20 protein-coding genes are annotated in these 20,910 nt (G+C 70.1%); 13 read left to right on the top strand and 7 right to left on the bottom strand.

Features of this window, described 5'->3' with window-relative positions; all coding sequences use genetic code 11:
- The first annotated feature begins 5 nt into the window (after positions 1 to 5).
- The 8 genes from hemG to P9849_RS11380 all read left to right on the top strand — a co-directional run bounded on the left by hemG (position 6) and on the right by P9849_RS11380 (position 9,348).
- On the top strand, positions 6 to 1,550 hold the full coding sequence (hemG, locus tag P9849_RS11415) for a protoporphyrinogen oxidase (RefSeq protein ID WP_278266906.1): 1,545 nt from the start codon (positions 6 to 8) through the stop codon (positions 1,548 to 1,550).
- Positions 1,551 to 1,641: 91 nt separating this feature from the next.
- On the top strand, positions 1,642 to 2,352 hold the full coding sequence (gene hemQ, locus P9849_RS11410) for a hydrogen peroxide-dependent heme synthase (protein WP_278266905.1): 711 nt from the start codon (positions 1,642 to 1,644) through the stop codon (positions 2,350 to 2,352).
- Positions 2,349 to 3,578, top strand: a complete 1,230-nt coding sequence (locus tag P9849_RS11405) for a ferrochelatase (protein WP_144627677.1) — start codon at positions 2,349 to 2,351, stop codon at positions 3,576 to 3,578. The genes hemQ and P9849_RS11405 overlap by 4 nt, the downstream gene beginning before the upstream one ends.
- 44 nt (positions 3,579 to 3,622) lie before the next feature.
- The gene (hemC, locus tag P9849_RS11400) at positions 3,623 to 4,597 is read left to right on the top strand and encodes a hydroxymethylbilane synthase (RefSeq protein ID WP_066211166.1); all 975 of its coding nucleotides are present in this window, start codon (positions 3,623 to 3,625) and stop codon (positions 4,595 to 4,597) included.
- The gene (locus tag P9849_RS11395; RefSeq protein ID WP_278266904.1) at positions 4,581 to 5,528 is read left to right on the top strand and encodes a uroporphyrinogen-III synthase; all 948 of its coding nucleotides are present in this window, start codon (positions 4,581 to 4,583) and stop codon (positions 5,526 to 5,528) included. The genes hemC and P9849_RS11395 overlap by 17 nt, the downstream gene beginning before the upstream one ends.
- Positions 5,529 to 5,546: 18 nt before the next feature.
- On the top strand, positions 5,547 to 6,524 hold the full coding sequence (gene hemB, locus P9849_RS11390; protein ID WP_278266903.1) for a porphobilinogen synthase: 978 nt from the start codon (positions 5,547 to 5,549) through the stop codon (positions 6,522 to 6,524).
- Positions 6,525 to 6,623: 99 nt separating this feature from the next.
- Entirely contained in the window at positions 6,624 to 8,273 is a 1,650-nt protein-coding gene (locus tag P9849_RS11385) for a hypothetical protein (RefSeq protein WP_278266902.1), read from the top strand.
- Between the two features lie 22 nt (positions 8,274 to 8,295).
- Positions 8,296 to 9,348: an LLM class flavin-dependent oxidoreductase gene (locus P9849_RS11380; RefSeq protein WP_278266901.1), complete on the top strand. Its 1,053-nt coding sequence runs from the start codon at positions 8,296 to 8,298 to the stop codon at positions 9,346 to 9,348.
- Between the two features lie 90 nt (positions 9,349 to 9,438).
- Here the strand turns inward: P9849_RS11380 and P9849_RS11375 are convergent, their stop codons facing one another.
- Positions 9,439 to 10,185, bottom strand: coding sequence for a 3-hydroxybutyrate dehydrogenase (locus P9849_RS11375; protein ID WP_278266900.1), 747 nt, complete (start codon positions 10,183 to 10,185; stop codon positions 9,439 to 9,441).
- Complete coding sequence (locus P9849_RS11370) at positions 10,182 to 11,573, bottom strand: MFS transporter (protein ID WP_278266899.1); 1,392 nt, start codon at positions 11,571 to 11,573, stop codon at positions 10,182 to 10,184. The genes P9849_RS11375 and P9849_RS11370 overlap by 4 nt, the downstream gene beginning before the upstream one ends.
- Positions 11,574 to 11,741: 168 nt before the next feature.
- On the opposite strand from P9849_RS11370, the gene P9849_RS11365 reads away from it, so the two are divergent.
- The 3 genes from P9849_RS11365 to P9849_RS11355 are packed head-to-tail and all read left to right on the top strand — an operon-like array spanning position 11,742 to position 15,306.
- Positions 11,742 to 12,656 carry a LysR family transcriptional regulator gene (locus tag P9849_RS11365; RefSeq protein WP_278266898.1) on the top strand — a complete coding sequence of 305 codons (915 nt, stop codon included), beginning with the start codon at positions 11,742 to 11,744 and terminating at the stop codon, positions 12,654 to 12,656.
- A gap of 38 nt (positions 12,657 to 12,694) precedes the next feature.
- The gene (gene hemL / locus P9849_RS11360) at positions 12,695 to 13,996 is read left to right on the top strand and encodes a glutamate-1-semialdehyde 2,1-aminomutase (protein WP_107003591.1); all 1,302 of its coding nucleotides are present in this window, start codon (positions 12,695 to 12,697) and stop codon (positions 13,994 to 13,996) included.
- Positions 13,997 to 14,010: 14 nt separating this feature from the next.
- Positions 14,011 to 15,306: a glycoside hydrolase family 3 N-terminal domain-containing protein gene (locus P9849_RS11355; RefSeq protein WP_278266897.1), complete on the top strand. Its 1,296-nt coding sequence runs from the start codon at positions 14,011 to 14,013 to the stop codon at positions 15,304 to 15,306.
- 24 nt (positions 15,307 to 15,330) lie between these two features.
- On the opposite strand, the gene P9849_RS11350 is transcribed toward P9849_RS11355, so the two are convergent.
- Positions 15,331 to 16,026, bottom strand: a complete 696-nt coding sequence (locus tag P9849_RS11350; RefSeq protein WP_278266896.1) for a LysE family translocator — start codon at positions 16,024 to 16,026, stop codon at positions 15,331 to 15,333.
- Between the two features lie 80 nt (positions 16,027 to 16,106).
- On the opposite strand from P9849_RS11350, the gene P9849_RS11345 reads away from it, so the two are divergent.
- Positions 16,107 to 16,562, top strand: a complete 456-nt coding sequence (locus P9849_RS11345) for an Lrp/AsnC family transcriptional regulator (RefSeq protein ID WP_278266895.1) — start codon at positions 16,107 to 16,109, stop codon at positions 16,560 to 16,562.
- Positions 16,563 to 16,696: 134 nt separating this feature from the next.
- Here P9849_RS11345 and P9849_RS11340 read toward each other — a convergent pair whose 3' ends face one another.
- From P9849_RS11340 to P9849_RS11325, 4 genes are all read right to left on the bottom strand, one after another.
- Entirely contained in the window at positions 16,697 to 17,434 is a 738-nt protein-coding gene (locus tag P9849_RS11340; protein ID WP_066211147.1) for an amino acid ABC transporter ATP-binding protein, read from the bottom strand.
- Positions 17,431 to 18,195, bottom strand: coding sequence for an amino acid ABC transporter permease (locus tag P9849_RS11335; protein ID WP_278266894.1), 765 nt, complete (start codon positions 18,193 to 18,195; stop codon positions 17,431 to 17,433). Before P9849_RS11335 ends, P9849_RS11340 begins: the two co-directional genes overlap by 4 nt.
- Positions 18,196 to 18,288: 93 nt before the next feature.
- A complete protein-coding gene (locus P9849_RS11330; RefSeq protein WP_278266893.1) occupies positions 18,289 to 19,236 on the bottom strand; it encodes an ABC transporter substrate-binding protein in 948 nt (315 codons plus the stop codon).
- Between the two features lie 428 nt (positions 19,237 to 19,664).
- On the bottom strand, positions 19,665 to 20,396 hold the full coding sequence (locus tag P9849_RS11325) for a 3'-5' exonuclease (RefSeq protein WP_278266892.1): 732 nt from the start codon (positions 20,394 to 20,396) through the stop codon (positions 19,665 to 19,667).
- Between the two features lie 91 nt (positions 20,397 to 20,487).
- On the opposite strand from P9849_RS11325, the gene P9849_RS11320 reads away from it, so the two are divergent.
- On the top strand, positions 20,488 to 20,910 hold the full coding sequence (locus P9849_RS11320; protein WP_278266891.1) for an MGMT family protein: 423 nt from the start codon (positions 20,488 to 20,490) through the stop codon (positions 20,908 to 20,910).

The following is a 20,910-nucleotide window of genomic DNA, read 5'->3' as shown; positions in this document are numbered from 1 at the left end:
CCGCCATGTCCCAGCACACCCAGCCACAGCAGGGCCGCGGCCCTGCCCCGGTGACCGCGCCCGCCGGGGTGCGGCGCGCCGTCGTCGTCGGCGGGGGAGTGTCGGGGCTGCTGGCCGCGTACCGGCTGAGCGCCGACGGCGTGGCCGTCACCCTCGTGGAGGCGCGGCCCGTGCTGGGCGGTGCGGTGGGTTCGCACACTGTGGGCGGGCTGACGCTCGACTCGGGCGCGGAGTCCTTCGCGACGCGCGGCGACGCCATCCCTGCTCTCCTGACGGAGCTGGGACTCGACCAGGACGTGGTCGCGCCGCATCCGTCGGGTGCGTGGGTGAGGCTTCCCCAGGGGCCGCGCGAACTCCCGAAGACCGGTGTCCTCGGCATCCCGGCCGATCCCTGGGACGAGGAGGTCCGCCGCACGCTCGGCTGGACCGGATCCCTGCGGGCGAGCCTCGACCGGGTGCTGCCCGGCAATCTCGGCGCCGGTGCGGACGTCAGCAGCGTGGCCCGGCTGGTCAGGCTGCGGCAGGGCCGGCGGGTGCTGAAACGCCTGGTCGAGCCGGTGGTGGGCGGAGTCCACGCTGCCGATCCGGGCCTGCTCGATGTGGACATGGTGGCCCCCGGCCTGCGGAACCGGATGAGGGAACACGGCTCGCTCGGCGCGGCCGTCCTCGCGCAGCGGCAGTCCGCCCGGGCGATCGCCGGGGACTCGGACCGGTCCGGAAGCCCTCGCCGTGCGGGGTCCGCCGTCGCGGGTCTCCGTGGCGGCATGCACCGGCTGGTGGAGGCGCTGGAAGCGCGCGTCCGGGAGGCCGGCGCCCGCGTGCTCACCTTTGCCGTGGCGCGGCCCGTCAGCCGGGACGCCGAGGGCGTCTGGACCGTTCCCGTCGAGCGCGACGGCGCGGCGGAGACGCTGCGCGCCGAGCACCTGGTCGTGGCGCTGGACGGCCCTGCCGCCGTCGAGCTGCTCGCCTCCCAGGTGCCCGCTCTCGCAGCGCACCGCCCCGAGCCGGGGGCGCGGATCAAGCTCGTGACCCTCGTGGTCGACCAGCCCGAGCTGGATGCCCGCCCCCGCGGCACCGGCATCCTCGTGGCGCCCCAGACGCAGGGTGTGCAGGCGAAGGCCCTCACGCACGCGACCGCGAAGTGGCCGTGGCTGGCCGAGGCCGCAGGGCCGGGCGTTCACGTGCTGCGCCTCAGCTACGGTCGTCAGGACGGTGACCCGGGTCAGGGGCCCGGCCCCGCCGCCCCCGAGAGCGACGAGGAGCTCTTCCGGGCTGCCCTGGCCGATGCGTCCGAGCTGCTGGGCGTGCCCCTCGCCGCGGAGGACGTGCTGGATCACGACGTGGTCCGCTGGTCCGGGGCGCTGCCGTTCGCGGCGGTCGGACACCGGCAGCGTGTCGCGGCCGTCCGGGAGCTGTGCGCTGCGGAGCCGGCACTCGACGTCGTGGGAGCATGGCTGGCGGGAACCGGGCTCGCCGCCGTGGTGGCGGACACGCTCAAGATTTTCACCGGAGCCGGGACCGGTTCCGGGCAGGGGCCCTCGCGGGCCTAGAATTCTACGTATCGTAGAAGTCAAAAGAAGTACCGAAGTACACAGCGGAGACGGACATCCGATCACTTCCGATGCAGGAGGACACAGCAGCATGAGCCACGCAGCAGCAGGACACCACGCCGGGGCGCCGGAGCCCCAGGGCGGCGGCAACGAGTTCTTCACCCTCTGGGCCGTCTTCAAGCGCACCGGCGCCGTGGAGCGTGCCGAGGGCGCGGTGGCCGCCTTCGAGACCCTCGTCGAGTCGCTCTCCGAGCATCAGGTGACCCTCCGCGGCGCCTACGACGTCTCCGGCATGCGCGCCGAGGCCGACGTCATGCTCTGGCTGCACGGCGCCAAGCCGGAGGAGCTGCAGGCCGCACTGCGCCGCATCCGCCGCACCGAGCTGTTCGCCGGCACCGAACTGGCGTTCTCCGCCATGGGCGTGCACCGTGACGCGGAATTCGCCAAGAGCCACACCCCGGCCTTCTCCCGCGGCGTCCCCGCCGAGGAGTGGCTGTGCGTCTACCCGTTCGTCCGCTCCTACGAGTGGTACATCCTCCCCGCCGAAGAGCGCGGCCAGATGCTCCGTGAGCACGGTCTGCTCGGCCGCGAGTTCCCGCAGGTCCAGTCCAACACCGTGGCATCCTTCGCCCTGGGCGACTGGGAGTGGATCCTGGCCCTCGAAGCGCCGGAGCTGGTGGACCTGGTGGACCTGATGCGCCACCTGCGTCACAGCGAGGCCCGTAACCACGTCCGCGAAGAAATCCCGTTCTACACCGGTCGTCGCATCCCGGCGGCCCAGATTGCCGAGGTCCTTGCATGAGCACCCCAGTCGACGCCGCCCTCGAGGCGCTGCACATCAGCACCGAACCGAACCCCGTCACCGACCGCGGCCGCATGGCCCCGGCCGAGTACGACGCCGTCCTCCTCGCCTCCTTCGGCGGGCCCGAGGGCCAGGACGACGTGATCCCCTTCCTGCGGAACGTCACCCGTGGCCGCGGCATCCCGGACGAGCGCCTCGAAGAGGTCAGCCACCACTACCGCGCGTTCGGCGGCATCAGCCCCATCAACCAGCAGAACCGTGAGCTGAAGGCGGCCATCGAGTCCGAGCTCTCCGCCCGCGGCCTCGACCTGCCGCTCTACTGGGGCAACCGCAACTGGGACCCCTACATCCCGCAGACGCTCCAGCAGATGTACGACGACGGCCACCGCCGCGTCCTCATGATCACCACGAGCGCCTACTCCTGCTACTCCAGCTGCCGCCAGTACCGCGAGGACATCGGCCTCGCGCTCACCGAGACCGGCCTGGACGGCAAGCTCCAGGTGGACAAGGTCCGCCAGTACTTCGACCACCCGGGCTTCATCCTCCCGTTCGTCGAGGGCACGCTCGAGGGCCTGCAGAAGATCCGTGTGGCCCTGGAAGCCGAGGACGGCTCCCGGGACTCGGAGATCCGCGTCCTCTTCGCCACGCACTCCATCCCCACCCGTGACGCCGAGGCCGCCGGCCGCAGCGCCGACGAGCCCCGCGATTTCGAGGGCGGCTCCGCCTACGTCGCGCAGCATCTGGCCGCCGCGCGCGCCATCATGGCCGTCGTGGCCCCCGAGGTCGCCTGGGATCTGGTCTACCAGTCCCGCTCCGGCGCCCCGCACGTGCCGTGGCTCGAGCCGGACATCAACGACCACCTGGAGGAGATCGCTCCGCAGGGCGTCAAGGGCGCCGTGATCGTGCCTCTCGGCTTCGTGAGCGACCACATGGAGGTCGCCTGGGACCTGGACACCGAGGCGCTGGAGACCTGCAAGGAACTCGGCGTCGAGGCCGTCCGCGTGCCGACCCCGGGCACGCACGGCACCTTCGTGGCCGGCCTCGTGGACCTCATCAGCGAGCGGACGGTGGCCCAGAACATCGCCGACCGCCCGCACGTCACGGACCTCGGCGCCTGGTACGACATCTGCCGTCCCGGCTGCTGCGAGAACTTCCGCGGCGCCAAGCCGGTGATCGCCGAAGCCGGTGTCACCCTCGGCACCACGCACGACGCATACCCGGCCTAGGCCGCATCACCCGGGGACACCGGGACAAGGAGGAAGAGAAGAGCATGGGCGTCCGCATCGGAACGCGTGGGAGCCAGCTGGCTGTCACACAGTCCCAGCACACCGCAGATCAGCTGGCCGCGGTCGGCGGTTTTGAGACGGAACTGATTCGCATCAAGACCGACGGCGACGTCCTCACCGGCCCGCTGTCCCAGATGGGCGGCACGGGGGTGTTCGCCGTCGCGCTGCGCGACGCGCTGCTGGTGGAGCGCTGCGATGTGGCCGTCCACTCGCTCAAGGACCTCCCGACGGCGGCCGTCCCCGGCCTGACGATCGCGGCGGTCCCGGCGCGTGAGGACGTCCGCGACGCGCTCTGCGCGCGGGACGGCCTCACGCTGGAGACCCTGCCCATCGGCTCGAGGGTCGGCACCGGATCCCCGCGCCGGGCGGCCCAGCTCCTGCTGACCCGTCCGGACCTGGAGATCGTGGACATCCGCGGCAATGTGGACACCCGTCTGGGCCGCGTGCCGGGCCTCCCGGGCAACGCCGCGGACGCCCCGGGTGACCTGGACGCCGTGGTGCTGGCCGCCTCCGGGCTGAAGCGGCTGGGCCGGACCGATGTCATCAGCGAGTACCTCGAGACGTCCGTCATGCTCCCCGCCCCCGGGCAGGGTGCCCTGGCCGTCGAGACCCGCAGCGCCGACGCGCCGCAGGACCTCTCGCAGGCCGCTGCGCCGGACGTTCTGGCGCAGGCTCTCGCCGCGATCGACGACGCCGACTCCCGGCTCGCCGTGACCGCGGAGCGCGCGCTGCTGGCGCGGCTCGAGGCCGGCTGCGCCGCACCGGTCGGTGCCCATGCGTTCCGCAAGGGCAGTTTCCTGCACCTGCAGGCCGTGGTCTGTGCGCCGGACGGCACCCGGCACGAGCGCCGTTCCAAGGCGACGGACGTCTTCACCGAGGTGGGAGCGACCCTCCTGGGGATCGAACTGGCTGAGGAACTCCTCGACGCCGGGGTGGCGGACTTTGCCGACCTCGGCTGAGCGGCCCTCCGCCGAGGGGTTCCCGCAGACGTCCACCGACTTGGAGGACCGGGACATCCGGGCCGAGCGGGAACGCCTTGGCCTGGACCCCGAGCGCCTGCCGCTCGCCGGCCGCACCGTGCTCCTGACCAGGTCCCCGGATCGGGCGCAGGTCATGAACCACGCCCTGAAGGTCCACGGCGCGTGGCCGGCGCTCCTGCCTCTCATCGACTTCGAGGCCGTGACCGACCCGTCCGCGGTGGTCGACGCGGTGGACCGTGCCATCGCCGGCGAATACGACTGGCTGGTGGTCAGCAGTATCACCACGGTCCGGGCTTTGGTGCAGTACGCGGGCACCGAGCGCTGGAAGGCGCTCACCGAGGCGCCGGTCCAGGTCGCGACCATCGGGCCCACCTCGCGGGCGATCCTGGAACGGCTCGGACTGACCGTGGCGCTCGCGCCCGAGGACCGGCAGTCCGCGGAAGGACTCCTGGCGCTGTGGACCGGACAGGGTCACCGGATCCTCCTGCCGCAGGCCGACATCGCGGGCACGGTGCTCTCCGAAGGGCTCCGGGCCGCCGGGAACACCGTGGACACCATCACGGCGTACCACACGGTGGACGCCCCGGCCCGGCCGGAACGCCGCCTCACGGTCGAACTCGGCCGCAGCGTGACCGGTGCGCCGAGCGTGTCCTCCTTCGCGATCCTCAGCCCGGAACAGGCCAGGCAAGCCGATGCGCACGGGCGGCTCGACGCCGTCGTCGCGGCCTCGCCGAGTGCCGCACGCGCCGTCGTGGAGCGTCTCGGTGACGCCCTCCAGGCCCGCTTCGTGGCGATCGGGCCGAGCACCGCGGCCGAGGCGGAGCGCCTCGGCCTCACCGTGGCCGCCGTCGCGGCCACCCCCACACCCCAGGGAATCGTCGACGCCGTCATCGCGGCGCTGGACGACTGACATTCAGGAGAAGAACCCATGGAACTCCACCACCGTCCCCGCCGTCTCCGGACCACCCCCGCCCTGCGCCGTCTGGTGGCCGAGCACCGCCTGGCGCCGGCCGAGCTGATCCTGCCCGCGTTCATCCGCGAAGACCTCAGCGAGCCGGCCCCGATCACGTCGATGCCCGGCGTCGTGCAGCACACCACCGATTCCCTCAAGCGCGCGGCAGCCGAGGCCGTGGAGCTGGGAGTGGGCGGCATCATGCTGTTCGGCGTGCCGGCGGTGCGCGACGCCGAAGGCAGCGCGAGCCTCGACCCCGACGGCGTGCTGAACAAGGCCATCCGCGACGTCCGCGCCGAAGTCGGCGACGAACTGGTGGTCATGAGCGATGTCTGCCTGGACGAGTTCACCGATCACGGCCACTGCGGCGTGCTCGACGCCGACGGCCGCGTGGACAACGACCGCACGGTCGAGATCTACGCACGGATGGCCGTGGCACAGGCGGAGGCCGGCGCTCACGTCCTCGGCCCGTCCGGCATGATGGACGGCCAGATCGCCCCGATGCGTTCCGCGCTGGACGCCGCAGGATTCCAGGACGTCTCGATCCTGGCCTACGCCGCCAAGTACGCCTCGGCGTTCTACGGCCCGTTCCGTGAAGCAGTGGATTCCCAGCTTCAGGGCGACCGCCGGACCTATCAGATGGACGCCGCCAATCGCCGCGAAGCCCTGCTCGAGGTCCAGCTGGATCTCGACGAGGGTGCGGACATGGTCATGGTCAAGCCGGCCATGAGCTACCTGGACATCCTGGCGGACGTCGCTGAGATGAGCCCCGTGCCCGTGGCGGCGTACCAGATCTCGGGCGAGTACGCGATGATCGAGGCCGCGGCCGCCAACGGCTGGATCAACCGCGACGCGGCGATCATGGAGTCCGTCCTGAGCATCAAGCGGGCCGGTGCCGATATGATCCTGACGTACTGGGCCAGCGAGCTGGCCGGGTGGCTGCGCCGGGGCTGAACCCGAAGGTGTTCCGGGGCGTCTGAGACGGCGCCCCGTACGGCGCGGCCGGCAGGGCGTCCCGGATCGGCCGTGGCGCCGATGACGAGGGGGACGTCGATGGGTGCGGAGCGGGCTGCGGGGAAAGCCTGGACGAAGGCGGTTCCGACGGGGCCGAGGGAGTCCTGGATCGACGTCCTGCGCGCTCAGGGCCAGGCGGTGTTCTCCGGGCGCGGCCTGAGAACACTGCTGTCGCTCGTGGCGGTGATCCTCGTCTTCTCGGTGCTGGCCGGCGTCGTGCTGACGATCGTCCTCATCACGATGCTGGCGACGGTCACCGGCCTTCCCCTCGACGCCGGCGCCCTGGCCGAGCACCCGGAGACCGCCGTCGTCGTCCTGCTGGTCGAGGCGGGCATGCTGCTCGGCGGAGGGCTCGACGCGACCTTCCACGGCGCGCAGATCGCTCAGGGCACCGCGTTCTCGCAGCTCCATGCGACCGGGCTGGTGATGAGCTTTCTCCTGCTCCTCTGGTGGTGTGTGCGAGGTGTGTACCGGCGGTCCAGCCGCCGGGAAGAGAGCCCCTGGCCGATGACGGCGATTCTGGCGCGGGCGTTCTGGGAGGCGTTGTTCACCACGTTCGTGGTCGTGCCCGCGCTCGGGTTCTGGTCCCCGACCGTGGACCTTCCGCTGACTCTCAGCGTCACTCTGCAGACGCGCTGGTGGTCGATGGCTCTCACCGTGTTCACCCTGGTCTTCCTGGCGGCGGTGACCGGCCGTCTCCAATGGCTGCGCGCACCGGGCCAGGGTCTGCTGGAACTTCTCGTCGATGAGGTGCGGCGGATCACTGTCCACTTCCTGGTGGCGTTCACGGTCATCGCGACGGTGTTCGCCGCCGTCGCCCTGGCCGAGGCTCCTCCACAGCCGGACGTGCCGGGTGACGGCACGCTGGGCCCAGCGCTGCTCTTGACGGACCCCGTGTACCTGGGGTTCCTCGCTGCGGCAACGGTGCTCGGTGGTGGGGTCATCACGTGGTCCTCGGTGGCGCTGCCCATCCGCGCTCTGGTGGAGACCCCTGCTCCCTTCACCTCGGGCTTCGGACCGGAGGGCGCCGCAGCGGCGACACCGCTTCTGCTCGGACTCTGGATGCTGGCACTCGTGCTGGCGCTGCGCCCCGCCGTCGTGCTCGGACTGCGACGGCGGGCCGCCGACAAGGCGCTGGCCGCCCGTGATCTGGCCGAGGGGCGTCCGTCGGGTGCGGACGAGGGACAGGCGCGAAGCTGGGAGTCGATCCGCTCCCGCAGGAGGAGGGTAGGCCGTGCCGTGGCTCTTCCGGTGCTCGTGACGGCCTTGCTCGTGGTCCTGCAGCAGACGTTCGTGAATGCCGTCTCCTGGTTCGAGCCCGTGATGATGCCTCCGTTGGACGGTCCCGCGCCGGGGTACTCCTCAGGGGTGTCCCTGCCCTGGTACCTTCCCCTGTTCGGCGGCGTCTTCACCGCCCTGATCTCGGCCGGAGCGGCGTGGCTTCCGTCCCTGCTCGAGCGCGCGCCCCGGCTGATGGGCCTGCTCGCCTGGCGCACGCGGGAGCTGGCCGACTGGCAGGCGGCCCGTGGTCTCACGGAGCGGGCCGGAGGCACTTCGCCTGCGGGGCGGCGTCCAGCGGCGGAGGCGTCCGTGGCCGGGGCGTGGGACGCGGGCAGCGGTGACGTCGAGATCCGGGAACTGGAGTACGACGGGCCGGTCCCGGACGGCCCGTTCCGCGGCCGGGAATGAATCCGGACCACCCTCGGTTTGCATGCATATGCATACAGATTCCACGCACTCGGTTCATCTCGGCGTCGACACCTTCGGTGATGTGACCCTCCGCCAGGACGGCGCGCCCAAGTCTCATGAGGAAGTCCTCCGCGACGTGGTGGAGGAGGGGGTCCTGGCCGATCAGGTGGGTCTGTTCGGTTTCGGCGTGGGGGAGCACCACCGCAAGGACTTCGCGGTCTCCGCGCCGGAGGTGGTCCTCGCCGCGATCGCCGGGAAGACGGAGAACATCCGCCTCTCCTCGGCTGTCACCGTGCTCTCCTCCGACGACCCCATCCGCGTCTTCCAGCGCTTCTCCACCCTCAACGCCATCTCCGGCGGACGGGCCGAGGTGGTGCTGGGCCGTGGATCGTTCATCGAGTCCTTCCCGCTCTTCGGCTACGACCTCGAGGACTACGAACTCCTGTTCGAGGAGCGCCTCGCCCTCTTCGACAAGGCCCGCTCGCAGAAGCCCATCCACTGGGAGGGCCGCACCCGCGGGCCGATCCGCGGGCTCATGGCGTATCCGCAGGTCTCCGACGGGCTGCTTCCCGTGTCGATCGGCGTCGGCGGCAGCCCGCAGTCGGTGGTGCGCGCCGCGAGCTACGGCTACCCGATGACGCTCGCGATCATCGGCGGCGACCCCGCCCGCTTCCGTCCCTACGTGGACCTGTACTACAAGTCGCTCGAGGAGCAGGGCAAGGAGTGGCAGCCCCTCGCCGTGCACTCCCCGGGCCACGTGGCGGAGACGGATGAGCAGGCTCGCGAGGAGTTCTTCCCGCACTGGCTCGCCAGCCGCAACAAGATCGGAGCCGAGCGTGGCTGGGGTCCCGCGAGCCGCATCGAGTTCAACGAGCAGGTCGCGGCGCACGGCGCGCTCTACGTCGGTTCGCCGGAGACCGTGGCCCGGAAGATCGTCACGGCCAAGAAGAACCTCGGCATGCAGCGCTTCGATCTGAAGTACTCCAACGGCACGCTCCCGCATGCCTCCATGCTGAAGAGCATCGAGCTGCTGGGCACCCAGGTCGCGCCGCTCGTCAACGACATGCTGGCGTAGCAGCACCGAGGCGTTTCCCTGACAACGGACTTCCCCCGGCGTTCCGGCGCCGGGGGAAGTCCGTTGTCGCGGGGAGAGCGATGCCGGGCGTCAGCGCGCCGACCAGCCCCCGTCCATCGTGTAGCCGGCCCCGGTGACCATGGCGGCGTCGTCGGAGGCGAGGAAGCGGGCGAGTGACGCGACCTCCTCCGGTTCCACGAGGCGTTTGATCGCCATCTCGGTCAGCATGACCTTCTCCAGCACCTCGGAGGGGGTGATGCCGTGCGCGGCGGCCTGATCCGCGATCTGCTGTTCGACCAAGGGAGTCCGGACGTAGCCGGGGTTCACGCAGTTCGAGGTGACGCCGTGGGCCGCGCCCTCCAAAGCGGTGGCCTTCGACAGTCCTTCCATCGCGTGCTTGGCGGTCACGTAGGCGCTCTTGAACGGCGACGCCCGTAGCCCGTGCACCGAGCTGATGTTGATGATCCGTCCCCAGCCCCGGCGGTACATTCCGGGGAGTGCGGCCCGGATCAGGAGGAAGGGCGCCTCCACCATGAGCCGCTGGATCCGTCGGAACGTGTCCGGGTCGAACTCGGTGATCGGCGCGACCTTCTGGAATCCGGCGTTGTTGACCAGGACGTCGCAGTCCAGCTCGAGGGTCTCCAGAGGGGCGGTGTCCAGGAGGTCGACGGCCCACGCCTCTCCGCCGATCCGGGTGGCCACCTCCTCCGCGGCCCGGCCGTCCACGTCCGCCACGACCACGTGCAGCCCGGCGTCCGCCAGGGCCGTGGCCACGGCGGCGCCGATCCCCGAGGCCCCTCCCGTGACGAGCGCCTTCCGCCGCCGGTCCGCGCTCATCGCAGGGACTCCTTCGGATGTCCGACGACGGCGGCGGACGCCCCGCGACCCGGCGCGGCTCCGGCGTCGAGGGCCCGCAGGGAGATCCCGCGCGTCTCGCGCAGACACAGTGCCGCCACCAGGGTGATGACGCCGGCGACGGCGAGGTACACGGCGGTGGGCCACCAGGAGCCGGTGCTCTTGAGCCATTCGGTGGCGAGGACGGGTGCGAGCGATCCCGCCACGATCGAGGTCACCTGGTAGGCGATGGAGACCCCCGAGTACCGCATCCGCGTGGGGAACATCTCCGCCATGATGGCCGGCTGCGCGGCGTACATCAGGGAGTGGAACAGCAGGCCGACGATGATCGTGAGCACCACGATCCAGGTGTTCCGCGTTCCGAAGGCGGGGAACGCCCAGAAGCCCCAGGTGCCGCCGAGGATCGCGCCGGCGAGGTACACGGGCCGCCGTCCCACACGGTCGGCGAGGCGTCCCACGAGGGGGATCGCGATGAAGTGGCACACGTGCGCCACGGCGATCATGCCGAGGATCTCCGCCGTGTTCACCTTGAGGGCCGTCCCGAGATAGACGATCGAGAACGTCACGACGAGGTAGTACAGGATGTTCTCCGCGAAGCGCAGCCCCATTCCCACGAGGACGCCGCGGGGGTACTTGCGCAGGACCTCCCAGACCCCGAACCCGGCGTTCTTCTCGCGGTCCATCTCCGCCTTGGCCTCCTGGAACACCGGTGCGTCCGTGATCCTGGTCCGGATGTAGTACCCGACCAGGACCACCACGGCGGACAGCCAGAACGCCACGCGCCAGCCCCAGGACAGGAACTCCGCCGGAGCGAGGACCGAGGTCATGATCCAGAGAACCAGAGTGGCCAGCACGTTGCCGAGGGGCACCGCGGCCTGTGGCCAGGACGACCAGAAGGCCCGTTGACCGTCAGGGGCGTGTTCGGCCACCAGGAGCACGGCGCCGCCCCATTCGCCGCCCAGCGCGAGGCCCTGGATGAAGCGGAGTGCGACGAGGAAGATGGGCGCCCACACCCCGATCTGCTGGTAGCTCGGGAGGCAGCCCATCAGGACGGTCGCGACCCCGATCATCATGATGGTGATCTGCAGGGTCTGCTTCCGGCCGACGCGGTCGCCGAGATGCCCGAAGACCACGCCGCCCAGGGGCCGAGCGATGAAGCCGACGGCGTAGGTGATGAAGGCGGCGATGATGGCGTCGTACTCGTTGCCCATCTTAGGCAGCAGGATCTTGTTGAAGACGATCGTCGAAGCCGTGGCATAGAGGAAGAAGTCGTACCACTCCACCACGGTCCCGGCCATGGAGGCGGAGACGATGCGGGTCAGGAGCGGACGGTCGGCGGCCGCTTCGGCGGATTGTTCTCTGGTGCTCATGGAGTTCCTCCGGTGTCTGCAGTGAGCCGGCACCACCGCGTTATGATGCGCGTCACTGGATCCCTGCCAGTATCGCTGCGCGAATTTGCCGCATCAATGGCCAGTGCCGCACCACGAATGTGCAGAATTGCACAGCACGTGGTGGGCGGCGGGTCTAAGGTGGTGCCCATGACGACGCCGTCACCCTCGCCGGATCAACTGCTGGTCCTCCTGGAGGTCTCCCGCTCCGGACGGTTCACCGTGGCCGCCGGAGCCCTGGGGCTGAACCACACCACGGTGGCCCGGAAGATCGCCGCCCTGGAGAAAGCGCTCGGAGGCCGCGTCCTGGTCCGGTCGGCCGGCGGCTGGGAACTCACGCCGCTGGGGGAGCGGGCGGTGGGCGTCGCCGCCCAGGTGGCCGACGCCGTCGCGCGTCTGGGGCCCGAGGCGGAAGACCCGGTGACCGGGGTGGTCCGCATGACCGCCACTGACGGATTCAGCGCCTACATCGCCTCGCCCGCGGTGGCGGCGCTGCGCAGGACGCATCCCGGTCTCGCGGTGGAGCTCGTCACCGTGACCCGGCGCGCCCAGCAGCAGCGCTCCGGCGTCGACATCGAAGTGGTGGTCGGGGAGCCCCAGGTGCACCGGGCGGAGGCCATCCCGCTGGGCGCCTACACGCTCGGCATGTACGCGTCCCGCGACTACCTGGCTCGGCACGGGACGCCGGAGTGCGAGGAGGATTTCGCCCGGCATGGCCTGGTGTACTTCGTGGACTCGATGCTCCAGGTGGATGACCTGGACGCCCCGCGACGGCTCGCGCCGCAGATGCGGGACGCCCTGACCTCCACCAACGTCTTCGTCCATGTCGAGGCCACGCGGGCCGGCGCGGGTATCGGCTTCCTGCCCTGTTTCATGGCAGACCGGCATCCGGACCTGGTCCGGCTCCTCCCGGAACGGTTCAGCGAACAGCTCCCGTACTGGATGGTGGTCCGCGCCGACGCGCTCCGCCAGCCCGCCGTCGCAGCGGTCATCTCGGCCATCCGGAGCAAGGTGGCGGAGGAGCGCGAGATGCTCCTGGGACGGCCGGTCCCGGGGGCCTCCTGAACGTGCGTGGAGCCCTCCCGGAGTGGGAGAATGGAGTCATGACCCACTCCGAAGAGCTCTTTGCCCGTGCCCAGCAACTCATGCCCGGTGGGGTGAACTCGCCCGTCCGGGCGTTCGGCTCGGTCGGCGGCACTCCTCGGTTCATGGCGGGCGCGAAGGGCGCCTACCTGTACGACGCCGACGGCCAGGAATACGTCGACCTCGTCTGCTCCTGGGGCCCCGCGCTCCTGGGCCACGCGCACCCCGCCGTCCTGGACGCCGTGCACCAGGCCGTGGACCGCGGCCTCTCCTTCGGAGCGTCCACCGAGGACGAGGGCCGCCTCGCCGAACTGGTCATGCAGCGCGTCCCCGCCGTCGAGCGCATCCGCATGGTCTCCACCGGCACCGAGGCGACCATGACCGCCATCCGCCTCGCCCGCGGTTTCACCGGCCGGGAGCTCGTCATCAAGTTCGCCGGCTGCTACCACGGCCACGTGGACTCGCTCCTCGCCGCCGCCGGCTCCGGCCTGGCCACCCTCGCGATGCCGGGCAGCGCGGGCGTCACCGAGGCCACGGCGTCGCAGACCCTGGTGCTTCCGTACAACGACCTCGCGGCCGTCGAAGCCGCGTTCGCCGCTCACCCGGGCCGCATCGCCGCGGTCATCACGGAGGCCGCCCCGGCGAACATGGGCGTCGTCACCCCGGGCGAGGGCTTCAATGCGGGCCTGCGCCGGATCACCGAGGCCAACGGCGCCCTGCTCATCCTGGACGAGGTCCTCACGGGCTTCCGCACCGGCTGGGCCGGCTACTGGGGCCTGACCGGCGCCACCGAGGGCTGGGCTCCCGACCTCTTCACCTTCGGCAAGGTGATCGGCGGCGGCCTGCCGACCGCAGCCCTGGGTGGCCGTGCCGAGGTCATGGATCACCTTGCTCCTCTGGGTCCCGTCTACCAGGCGGGCACGCTGTCCGGTAACCCGGTCGCGATGGCGGCCGGCGTCGCGACGCTGACCCACGCGACGCCCGAGGTCTACGCCACGGTGGACGCCCGTTCGCTGGAACTGTCCACGGCCCTTTCGGCAGCCCTGGACGCCGAAGGGGTGGACCACTCCATCCAGCGCGCCGGAAACCTCTTCTCGGTGGCCTTCGGAACCTCCGCCACCGGCGTCCACGACTACGCCCAGGCCCAGGCCCAGGAAGCGCACCGCTACGCGCCGTTCTTCCACTCGATGCTCGACTCCGGTGTCTACCTGCCGCCGAGCGTCTTCGAGGCCTGGTTCCTCTCCGCCGCGCACGACGACGCCGCCATGGACCGCATCTTCACCGCACTTCCCGCCGCGGCCAAGGCAGCCGCGGGGGCTTGATCAAAGGACTCGCCATGGGCGCGCGCAGCCTGCGAAGGACCCGGGGAGCGGGCATCACCGCCCTGCTCCTGGTTCTTTCCGGCTGCGTGCTCTCCGGCTGCGCGTGCCAGGCGCAGCCGGTGAGTCCGACCGGTTCCTCCACGGCGTCCGGGAGCGTCGGCGCCACGGCAGGGTCGTCGCCGACCCGCTCGGCGACCCCCACTCCGACGCCCACGCCCACCTCGACCCGCAGCACTCCGAGCCCGGCGCCGTCGCCCGCCGCGCCCGGCGCCAGCCCCGCCAAGCCGCCCCCCGGTCTGGCCTCGCTCAGTCTGCGCCAGCGGCTGGGACAGCTCTTCCTGGTCTCGGCCAAGGCGGACGGGAGCAATCTGGGCGCGACCGCGGCGGCCCTCCAGGCAGGCGTGGGCAACTTCTATCTCAACGGCCGGACGTCCGACGGCGTCGACGGGACGGCCTCCGTGGTCGCTCAGCTGCGCGCCGCGGTCCAGTCCTCGCAGACCGTCATCCCTCCCGCCATCGCCACGGATCAGGAGGGCGGGCAGGTGCAGGTGCTGCGTGGGCCCGGGTTCAGCGCGATTCCGAGTGCCGTGCAGCAGGGGCAATGGGCTCCCGCCGATCTCCGGGCGGCCGCCCGGCAGTGGGGGAGCGAGCTTCGCGCGGCCGGGATGACGATGGATCTGGCCCCGGTGCTGGATGTGGTCCCGTCCGCGGACTTCGCGCCGCAGAACATCCCGATCGGCCACTACCAGCGCAATTACGGCTTCGATCCGGCGACGGTCTCGGCGTCCGGGAACGCCTTCGCGCAGGGGATGGCCTCGGCGGGCGTGGCTCCCGTGGTGAAGCACTTCCCGGGCCTCGGCCGGGTCACGGCCAACACCGACGTCGCCACCGATGTGCATGACACCGTCACCACGCGGAACGACCCCTCGCTGCAGCCGTTCCGCCAGGCCGTCCAGTCGGGAGTCCAGTGGGTGATGCTGTCCAACGCCTACTACGACCGGATCGATCCGTCCCGGATGGCGCCGCTGTCGCCGGTGATCATCCAGGGCATGCTGCGCCAGGATCTCGGATTCCGTGGGGCCGTGGTGTCGGACGATCTGTGTGAGGCGAAGCAGCTGTCCTCGCTGAGCCCGGAGGACCGCGCGATCGGGTTCTTCAACGCCGGCGGGTCGCTCCTGGTGTGCGCCAACAGCTGGACCGCGAGCCGGATGCTGGATGCCGTGGTGGCCCGGGCCGAGGCTGACCCGGCGTTCCGGGCGAAGGCCGAGGCCGCCGCCCAGCTCGTCGTGCGGACCAAGTCCGCGTCCTGAACCGGACGCCCGGGCCGTTGGCGGTCAGGCCAGCAGGTGCCCGCCCTGCTCGACCAGAAGCGCGACGGAGATCAGCAGCATGAGCAGTCCGCTGCCCAGCGTGACCGTGCGGGCCAGTCCGGGGCGGCTCCGGAGCAGACGGCGGGCGGCGAACGCCACCGCCCCGTAGACGAGCACGCAGATCAGCACGTGGGACAGGCCCATCACGGTCGTCTGCGCGGCCACCGGCAGGGGTGAATTCAGCGTCACGAACTGTGGCATGACCGCGGCGAAGAGCAGCACGCCCTTCGGATTGATGCCGCTGGTGCCCAGCCCCACGAGGAACTCCCGTCCGCGGCGGGGACGCTCGGCGACGGGCGCGGACGGAAGGGTTCCTGCGGTCTGGTCGAGGATCGGAAGGTCGCCCGAGGACGCCGGGCCGGTGGACTCGATCCGTGCCGAACGCCACGACCGCAGGGTGCTCAGGCCCAGCCAGGCGAGGTAGAACGCCCCGGCGATGGACAGCCAGGAGACGAGGTCCGGCCGGGCCGCCAGGAGCACCCCGAGCCCGGCGGTGACGAGGGCGGTGTGGACGACGTATCCCGTGCAGAGACCCGCCACGGACGGAACCGGGGAGGAGCGGCGGAGACCGGCCGCGATCGTGTAGGCCCAGTCGGCGCCCGGAGTCATGACGAGTGCCAGCGAGATGCCTGCGAAGCCCAGGAACGGCGAGAAGTCCATGGCGCAAGACTAGGGAAATCCTCGCGAGAAGTGCTCGCGACTTTGCGGCGGATTCCCGCATTCTGCGATAGATTCTTCTCGTGATCGACGCCATTGACAGAAGTATTTTGCGCAGCCTTCAGAAGGACGGCCGGATGACGGCCACCGCGCTGGCCGCGGAGGTCGGGCTGACGGTGGCGCCGTGCCATCGACGGCTCAAGGATCTGGAGGCCGACGGCGTCATCCGCGGCTACCGTGCCGAGGTGGATCTGCAGAGCGTCGGACTCGGTTTCGGAGCCCTCGTGTTCGTCACGCTCCGCGAGACGTCCCAGGAGACGATCCGGGCGTTCGAGGACGCCGTGGTGGCGGAGGTGCAGATCGTCGAGGCGTACCGCTTGTTCGGTGATCCCGACTACCTGCTGAAGTGCGTGGCGACCGATCTCGCCGGCTTCCAGTCCCTGTACGACACTCACCTCGCGGCGTTGCCCGGGGTGGCCAAGCTCAGCTCCACGATCGTCATGCGGGATCTGAAAGGCGCAGGCGTCCTGCCGCTGTGACCCGCGCGCTCTGACGGCCACGACGGCGGGCGGTGCGCCGCCGTCGTCGTCCCCCGGATCCGCGAGGGAACAGCTGAGGCCCCCACCCGAGCCGGATGGGGGCCTCACCTGTTCCCTCGCGAAGGGGGAAGGCGTCAGAGCACGTCCGAGAGGAAGGTCTTCAAACGGTCGGTCTGCGGGTCGGTGAAGAGCTGGTCCGGGGACCCGTTCTCGACGACCACGCCGCCGTCCATGAACACCACCTGGTTGGAGACGTTGCGGGAGAAGCCCATCTCGTGGGTGACGACGACCATGGTCATGCCGTCCTTCGCCAGGTCCGTCATGAGGGCCAGCACGCCCTTGACCAGTTCCGGGTCGAGGGCTGAGGTGGCCTCGTCGAAGAACATGACCTCGGGCTGCATGGCGAGGGCGCGGGCGATCGCGACGCGCTGCTGCTGCCCGCCGGACAGGGTGGCGGGACGCACCTCCGCCTTGTGCTTCAGCCCGACCTTGTCGAGCTGCGCCAGCGCCTCGGTCCAGGCCTGGTCCTTGGGCAGCTTGCGGAGCTTGCGCAGGGCGAACGCGACGTTCTCGCCCACCGACTTGTGGGGGAACAGGTTGAACTGCTGGAACACCATGCCGATGCGGCGGCGCAATTCGTCGGGATTGTCCTTGAGCACCGAGCGGCCGTCCAGCAGGATGTCACCCTGGTCGGGCTCGATCAGGCGGTTCATGACCCGCAGCAGCGTCGACTTGCCCGAGCCAGATGGGCCGATGACCGAGGCGGCCGTGCCCTTCTCGACATGGAGGTCGATGCCGCGGAGCACCTTGTTGCTGCCGAAGGCGAGGTGGAGGTTCTTGCCTGTCAGGGAACCGGATTCGAACTGGCTCATGCGTGGGATCCCTTCCCGATGACGGCTGCGGCCTCATCCGGCTCGGCCTTCTGGGCCTTGCCGGTGCGCAGGCGGTTGTCGAGGTAGTTGACCAGGTGCGTCAGGGGGATGGTCAGCACCAGGTAGAAGATGGCGGCGGCGACCAGCGGCGACTGGTTGCCGTTGTTCGCGGCAAAGTCCTGGCCGATCTGGAACAGCTCACGTTCGCGGGCCATGAGGCCCAGGGTGAAGACGAGGGAGGAGTCCTTGATGAGCGAGATGAACTGGTTCATCAGGGCCGGCAGCACGCGGCGGATGCCCTGCGGCACCACGATCGAGCGCATGGACGAGCCATAGCCGAAGCCGAGCGCGCGGGCGGCCTCCAGCTGTCCCTTGTCCACGCTCTGGATGCCGGAACGGAAGACCTCGCCGGTGTATGCGGCGGCCATCAGGCCGAGGGCGATGATCGCCATCGGGTACGGGCTGGAGATGCCCGTGAAGTCCTTGAGGATCGGGCCGAAGCCCAGGCCGATCACCAGGATGACCAGCACCGCGGGCAGGCCGCGGAAGACGTCGGTGTAGATGCGTGCGATCCACCGGGCCACGGGGTTCCGGGAGATGCCCATCAGGGCCAGCAGGATGCCGAGGACCATGCCGATCAGTGCCGAGCTGACAGCCAGGACAATCGTGTTCAACAAGCCGTAGGAGAACATCGTGGGCAGAACCTCAGCGATGTAGTCCCAGTTCAGAAAGGTGTCCGCAAGGCGGCTCCAGGCGTCCATATGACTCCTTCGGTATCAGCCGCTCAAGCCTGGACCCCGAAGGGCCCAGGCTTGAGGGGCGGTGTTCACAGCGACGTGACCTGCGGTCAGCCGTTACTTGTCGGCGGGGACCTTGACGGCCTTGCTGCCCGGCTTCCAGCCTTCCGGCAGACGCTCGGCGTCGGTCTTGCGCTCCGGGAACCACTGCTTCACGAGCTTGGTCCAGGTGCCGTCGGCGATCACGGCGTCGAGGGCTGAGTTCAGAGCGTCGGTCAGCGGCTGGTTGTCCTTGGCCACGGCGTAGGCGGAGAAGTTCTGGGTGGCGACCTTCTTCTCCTGAATCTTGGTGCCGTCGCCCTCCTTGATCTGGCCTTCGGCCTGCTGAGACGGGGCCAGCCAGGCGTCGATCTGACCGCTCTTCACGTTCGCGTAGGCGGTGTTGTAGTCCGGGTAGCGGACCGGGTCCAGGCCCAGCTGGTTGGTGACCATGTCGTCCTGGACCGTGCCCTGGACGACGCCGACGCGGACGCCGGACTTGAGTTCAGAGATGCTCTTGACCTTGCTGTCCGTCTTGGAGACGAGGGCCATGAAGCCGAAGTCGTAACCGTTGGTGAAGCCGACGGTCTTGCGACGGGCGTCCGTGGTGGAGATGGAGGAGGAGCCGACGTCGAACTGCTTGTTCTTGACCTGGGCGAGCAGGCTCTGGAACTTGGTGGAGGCGAACTCGACCTTGAGGCCGAGCTTGGCGCCCATGGCGCGGAGCAGCTCGTTGTCGAAGCCGGTGAAGTTGCCGGACTTGTCGATGTAGATGCTCGGCGGGGCGTCGGACAGGGTGCCCACCTTGATGGTGCCCGGGGTCAGGAGGCCGAGCTTGTCCTTCTCGATCTTGTCGATCGGGGTCACGTCCGCCGTCGTGTACTTGTCCGGCGTCTGAGCGCCTGCGAGGGCATCCGTGGAGGCACCGCCGCTGGCCGGGCCCGAGGTCCCGCCGCACGCGGCGAGGGACAGGGAGAGGACGGCGGCGATGGCGCCGGTCTTCAGGAGATTTCCGGTCAGTTTCAAAGGTGTGGTGCTTTCTCTCGTGGCCTGGCCCGGTCCGTCCGGGGGAGATGGTCCGCGCGGACTCCGGGGGTTCCGGTCGTCGAAACGGCCCGCGGGTATGGTGTTCTGATCAGTCACCCGGCGCGGGCCGAAGAATGAATTTAAGTATGGCACGCGGGGATTCGCGGCTTCACGAAGGCGTAACATTCGGAGTTGACTTGATTTCACCGAATTTTCTGCAATTCAAGCTGAAGAAATGCTGGGAAAGTGGTGGCGCGAGAGCCGTATCTCAGAAGCTCTGAGCTGCGCGCCGGATCACGTCCCGCTGTGACCTTGATCTCACGACGGGCGGATTCGTGAGGTGGCGGGGCTGCCTGCGGATGCGGCCTGGGTGGTCCCGTGAGACGGCAGTGGTCCCGTGCGGCGGCGTGACGCTGCGCGACGCAGCGTCAGAAACCGCCGCGCTCGGGTTCCTCGGGCGGCAGGACCGGCCACTCACCCTCGATCACGGCGGTGGGCTTGGTCCGGCGGAGGTACTGCTGGAAGTCGGCGGCCTGAGCGGCGGCCCACTCGATCTGCAACCGGTGGAGTGCCGCCGTCGGCATGACGATCTTGGGGAACTTCTTCGCCATCGCATCCAGCAATCGCACCGTGGCCAGGGCGTCCGCCGCGGAGGTGTGGGCGTTGTCCAGGCGGACTCCGTACTCTTCGCAGAGGGCGCCGAGGGTCCGGGTGCCCTTGCGGTACCGGTCCACCTGCTTGTTGATGATGAAGGGGTCCAGCACGGGGAAGCGCGTGACCTGCGGGATTCCGTGGCGGGCGCATTCAGCGGCGAGAACGGTGAAGTCGTAGTTGGCGTTGAACGCCATGACGGGGGTGCCGGCGTCGAACAGGTCCTGAATGGTGTTCCGCAGCTCCAGCACGACGGCGGCGGCCGGACGGCCGTCGGCGCGCGCCTTGGCGGTGGTGATGCCGTGCACCTCGGCGGCCTCGGCGGGGATCTCGACGCCGGGATCAGCGAGCCACTCGTGTTCCTGCAGGACCTCGCCCTTCGCGTCCACCACGATGAGCGAGGCGGTGACGATCCGGGCCGCGCGGGAGTTCTTTCCGGTGGTCTCCACGTCGAAGGCCGCGCGGGGCCCCGCGTTCCAGATGCTCTCATTCCGCTGCGTGCTGCTCATGCCTCAACGCTACCTGGACCGGCCGATGGAATGATCCACATGCGGCGTTCTGGACAGGGCAGACCGGCCGCGGGCCTCTACGCTGAGGAACATGCGGCAGGAATACATCGATGCGGTCCGGCGGATCGTGGCCATGGTGCCCCCGGGCACCGCGGTGGCTTACAGCGACATCTCCGATCTGCTCGGGCAGGGTGGTCCTCGTCAGATCGGCGCGATCATGGCGCGGCACTCGGACGGGCTCTGCTGGTGGCGGGTGCTGCGCGCCAGCGGAGAGGCTCCGAGCGGTCATGAAGTGGATGCCTTCCGGAAGTACCTGGAGGAGGGCACGCCGCTCCGGGGTCAGGTGGAGGACTTCGCGCGGACGGGGGAGGGCCGCTGGCGGGTGGACTTCCCCGCGGCGCGCTGGGCGCCTCGCGAGGAGGAGTTCCTCGTGATGGATGCCCTGGCCGAGGCCCTGCGGGCGGCGGGGCCGGAAGGCGCCGTGGTCGGCGGAAAGAATGTCGGAGCCCCGTGA

The organism is Arthrobacter sp. Y-9, assembly GCF_029690065.1.
Classification (GTDB): Bacteria; Actinomycetota; Actinomycetes; order Actinomycetales; family Micrococcaceae; genus Arthrobacter_E.
Note: the sequence above shows the minus strand (reverse complement) of the source record. Positions and strands in the feature narration are given on the sequence as shown.

Bases quoted from the DNA above. Each gene is read 5' to 3' on its own strand.
- hemG (WP_278266906.1), top strand. From the start codon at position 6: ATGTCCCAGCACACCCAGCCACAGCAGGGCCGCGGCCCTGCCCCGGTG.
- hemQ (WP_278266905.1), top strand. From the start codon at position 1,642: ATGAGCCACGCAGCAGCAGGACACCACGCCGGGGCGCCGGAGCCCCAG.
- P9849_RS11405 (WP_144627677.1), top strand. From the start codon at position 2,349: ATGAGCACCCCAGTCGACGCCGCCCTCGAGGCGCTGCACATCAGCACC.
- hemC (WP_066211166.1), top strand. From the start codon at position 3,623: ATGGGCGTCCGCATCGGAACGCGTGGGAGCCAGCTGGCTGTCACACAG.
- hemB (WP_278266903.1), top strand. From the start codon at position 5,547: ATGGAACTCCACCACCGTCCCCGCCGTCTCCGGACCACCCCCGCCCTG.
- P9849_RS11385 (WP_278266902.1), top strand. From the start codon at position 6,624: ATGGGTGCGGAGCGGGCTGCGGGGAAAGCCTGGACGAAGGCGGTTCCG.
- P9849_RS11380 (WP_278266901.1), top strand. From the start codon at position 8,296: ATGCATATGCATACAGATTCCACGCACTCGGTTCATCTCGGCGTCGAC.
- P9849_RS11375 (WP_278266900.1), bottom strand. From the start codon at position 10,185: ATGAGCGCGGACCGGCGGCGGAAGGCGCTCGTCACGGGAGGGGCCTCG.
- P9849_RS11370 (WP_278266899.1), bottom strand. From the start codon at position 11,573: ATGAGCACCAGAGAACAATCCGCCGAAGCGGCCGCCGACCGTCCGCTC.
- P9849_RS11365 (WP_278266898.1), top strand. From the start codon at position 11,742: ATGACGACGCCGTCACCCTCGCCGGATCAACTGCTGGTCCTCCTGGAG.
- hemL (WP_107003591.1), top strand. From the start codon at position 12,695: ATGACCCACTCCGAAGAGCTCTTTGCCCGTGCCCAGCAACTCATGCCC.
- P9849_RS11355 (WP_278266897.1), top strand. From the start codon at position 14,011: ATGGGCGCGCGCAGCCTGCGAAGGACCCGGGGAGCGGGCATCACCGCC.
- P9849_RS11350 (WP_278266896.1), bottom strand. From the start codon at position 16,026: ATGGACTTCTCGCCGTTCCTGGGCTTCGCAGGCATCTCGCTGGCACTC.
- P9849_RS11340 (WP_066211147.1), bottom strand. From the start codon at position 17,434: ATGAGCCAGTTCGAATCCGGTTCCCTGACAGGCAAGAACCTCCACCTC.
- P9849_RS11335 (WP_278266894.1), bottom strand. From the start codon at position 18,195: ATGGACGCCTGGAGCCGCCTTGCGGACACCTTTCTGAACTGGGACTAC.
- P9849_RS11325 (WP_278266892.1), bottom strand. From the start codon at position 20,396: ATGAGCAGCACGCAGCGGAATGAGAGCATCTGGAACGCGGGGCCCCGC.
- P9849_RS11320 (WP_278266891.1), top strand. From the start codon at position 20,488: ATGCGGCAGGAATACATCGATGCGGTCCGGCGGATCGTGGCCATGGTG.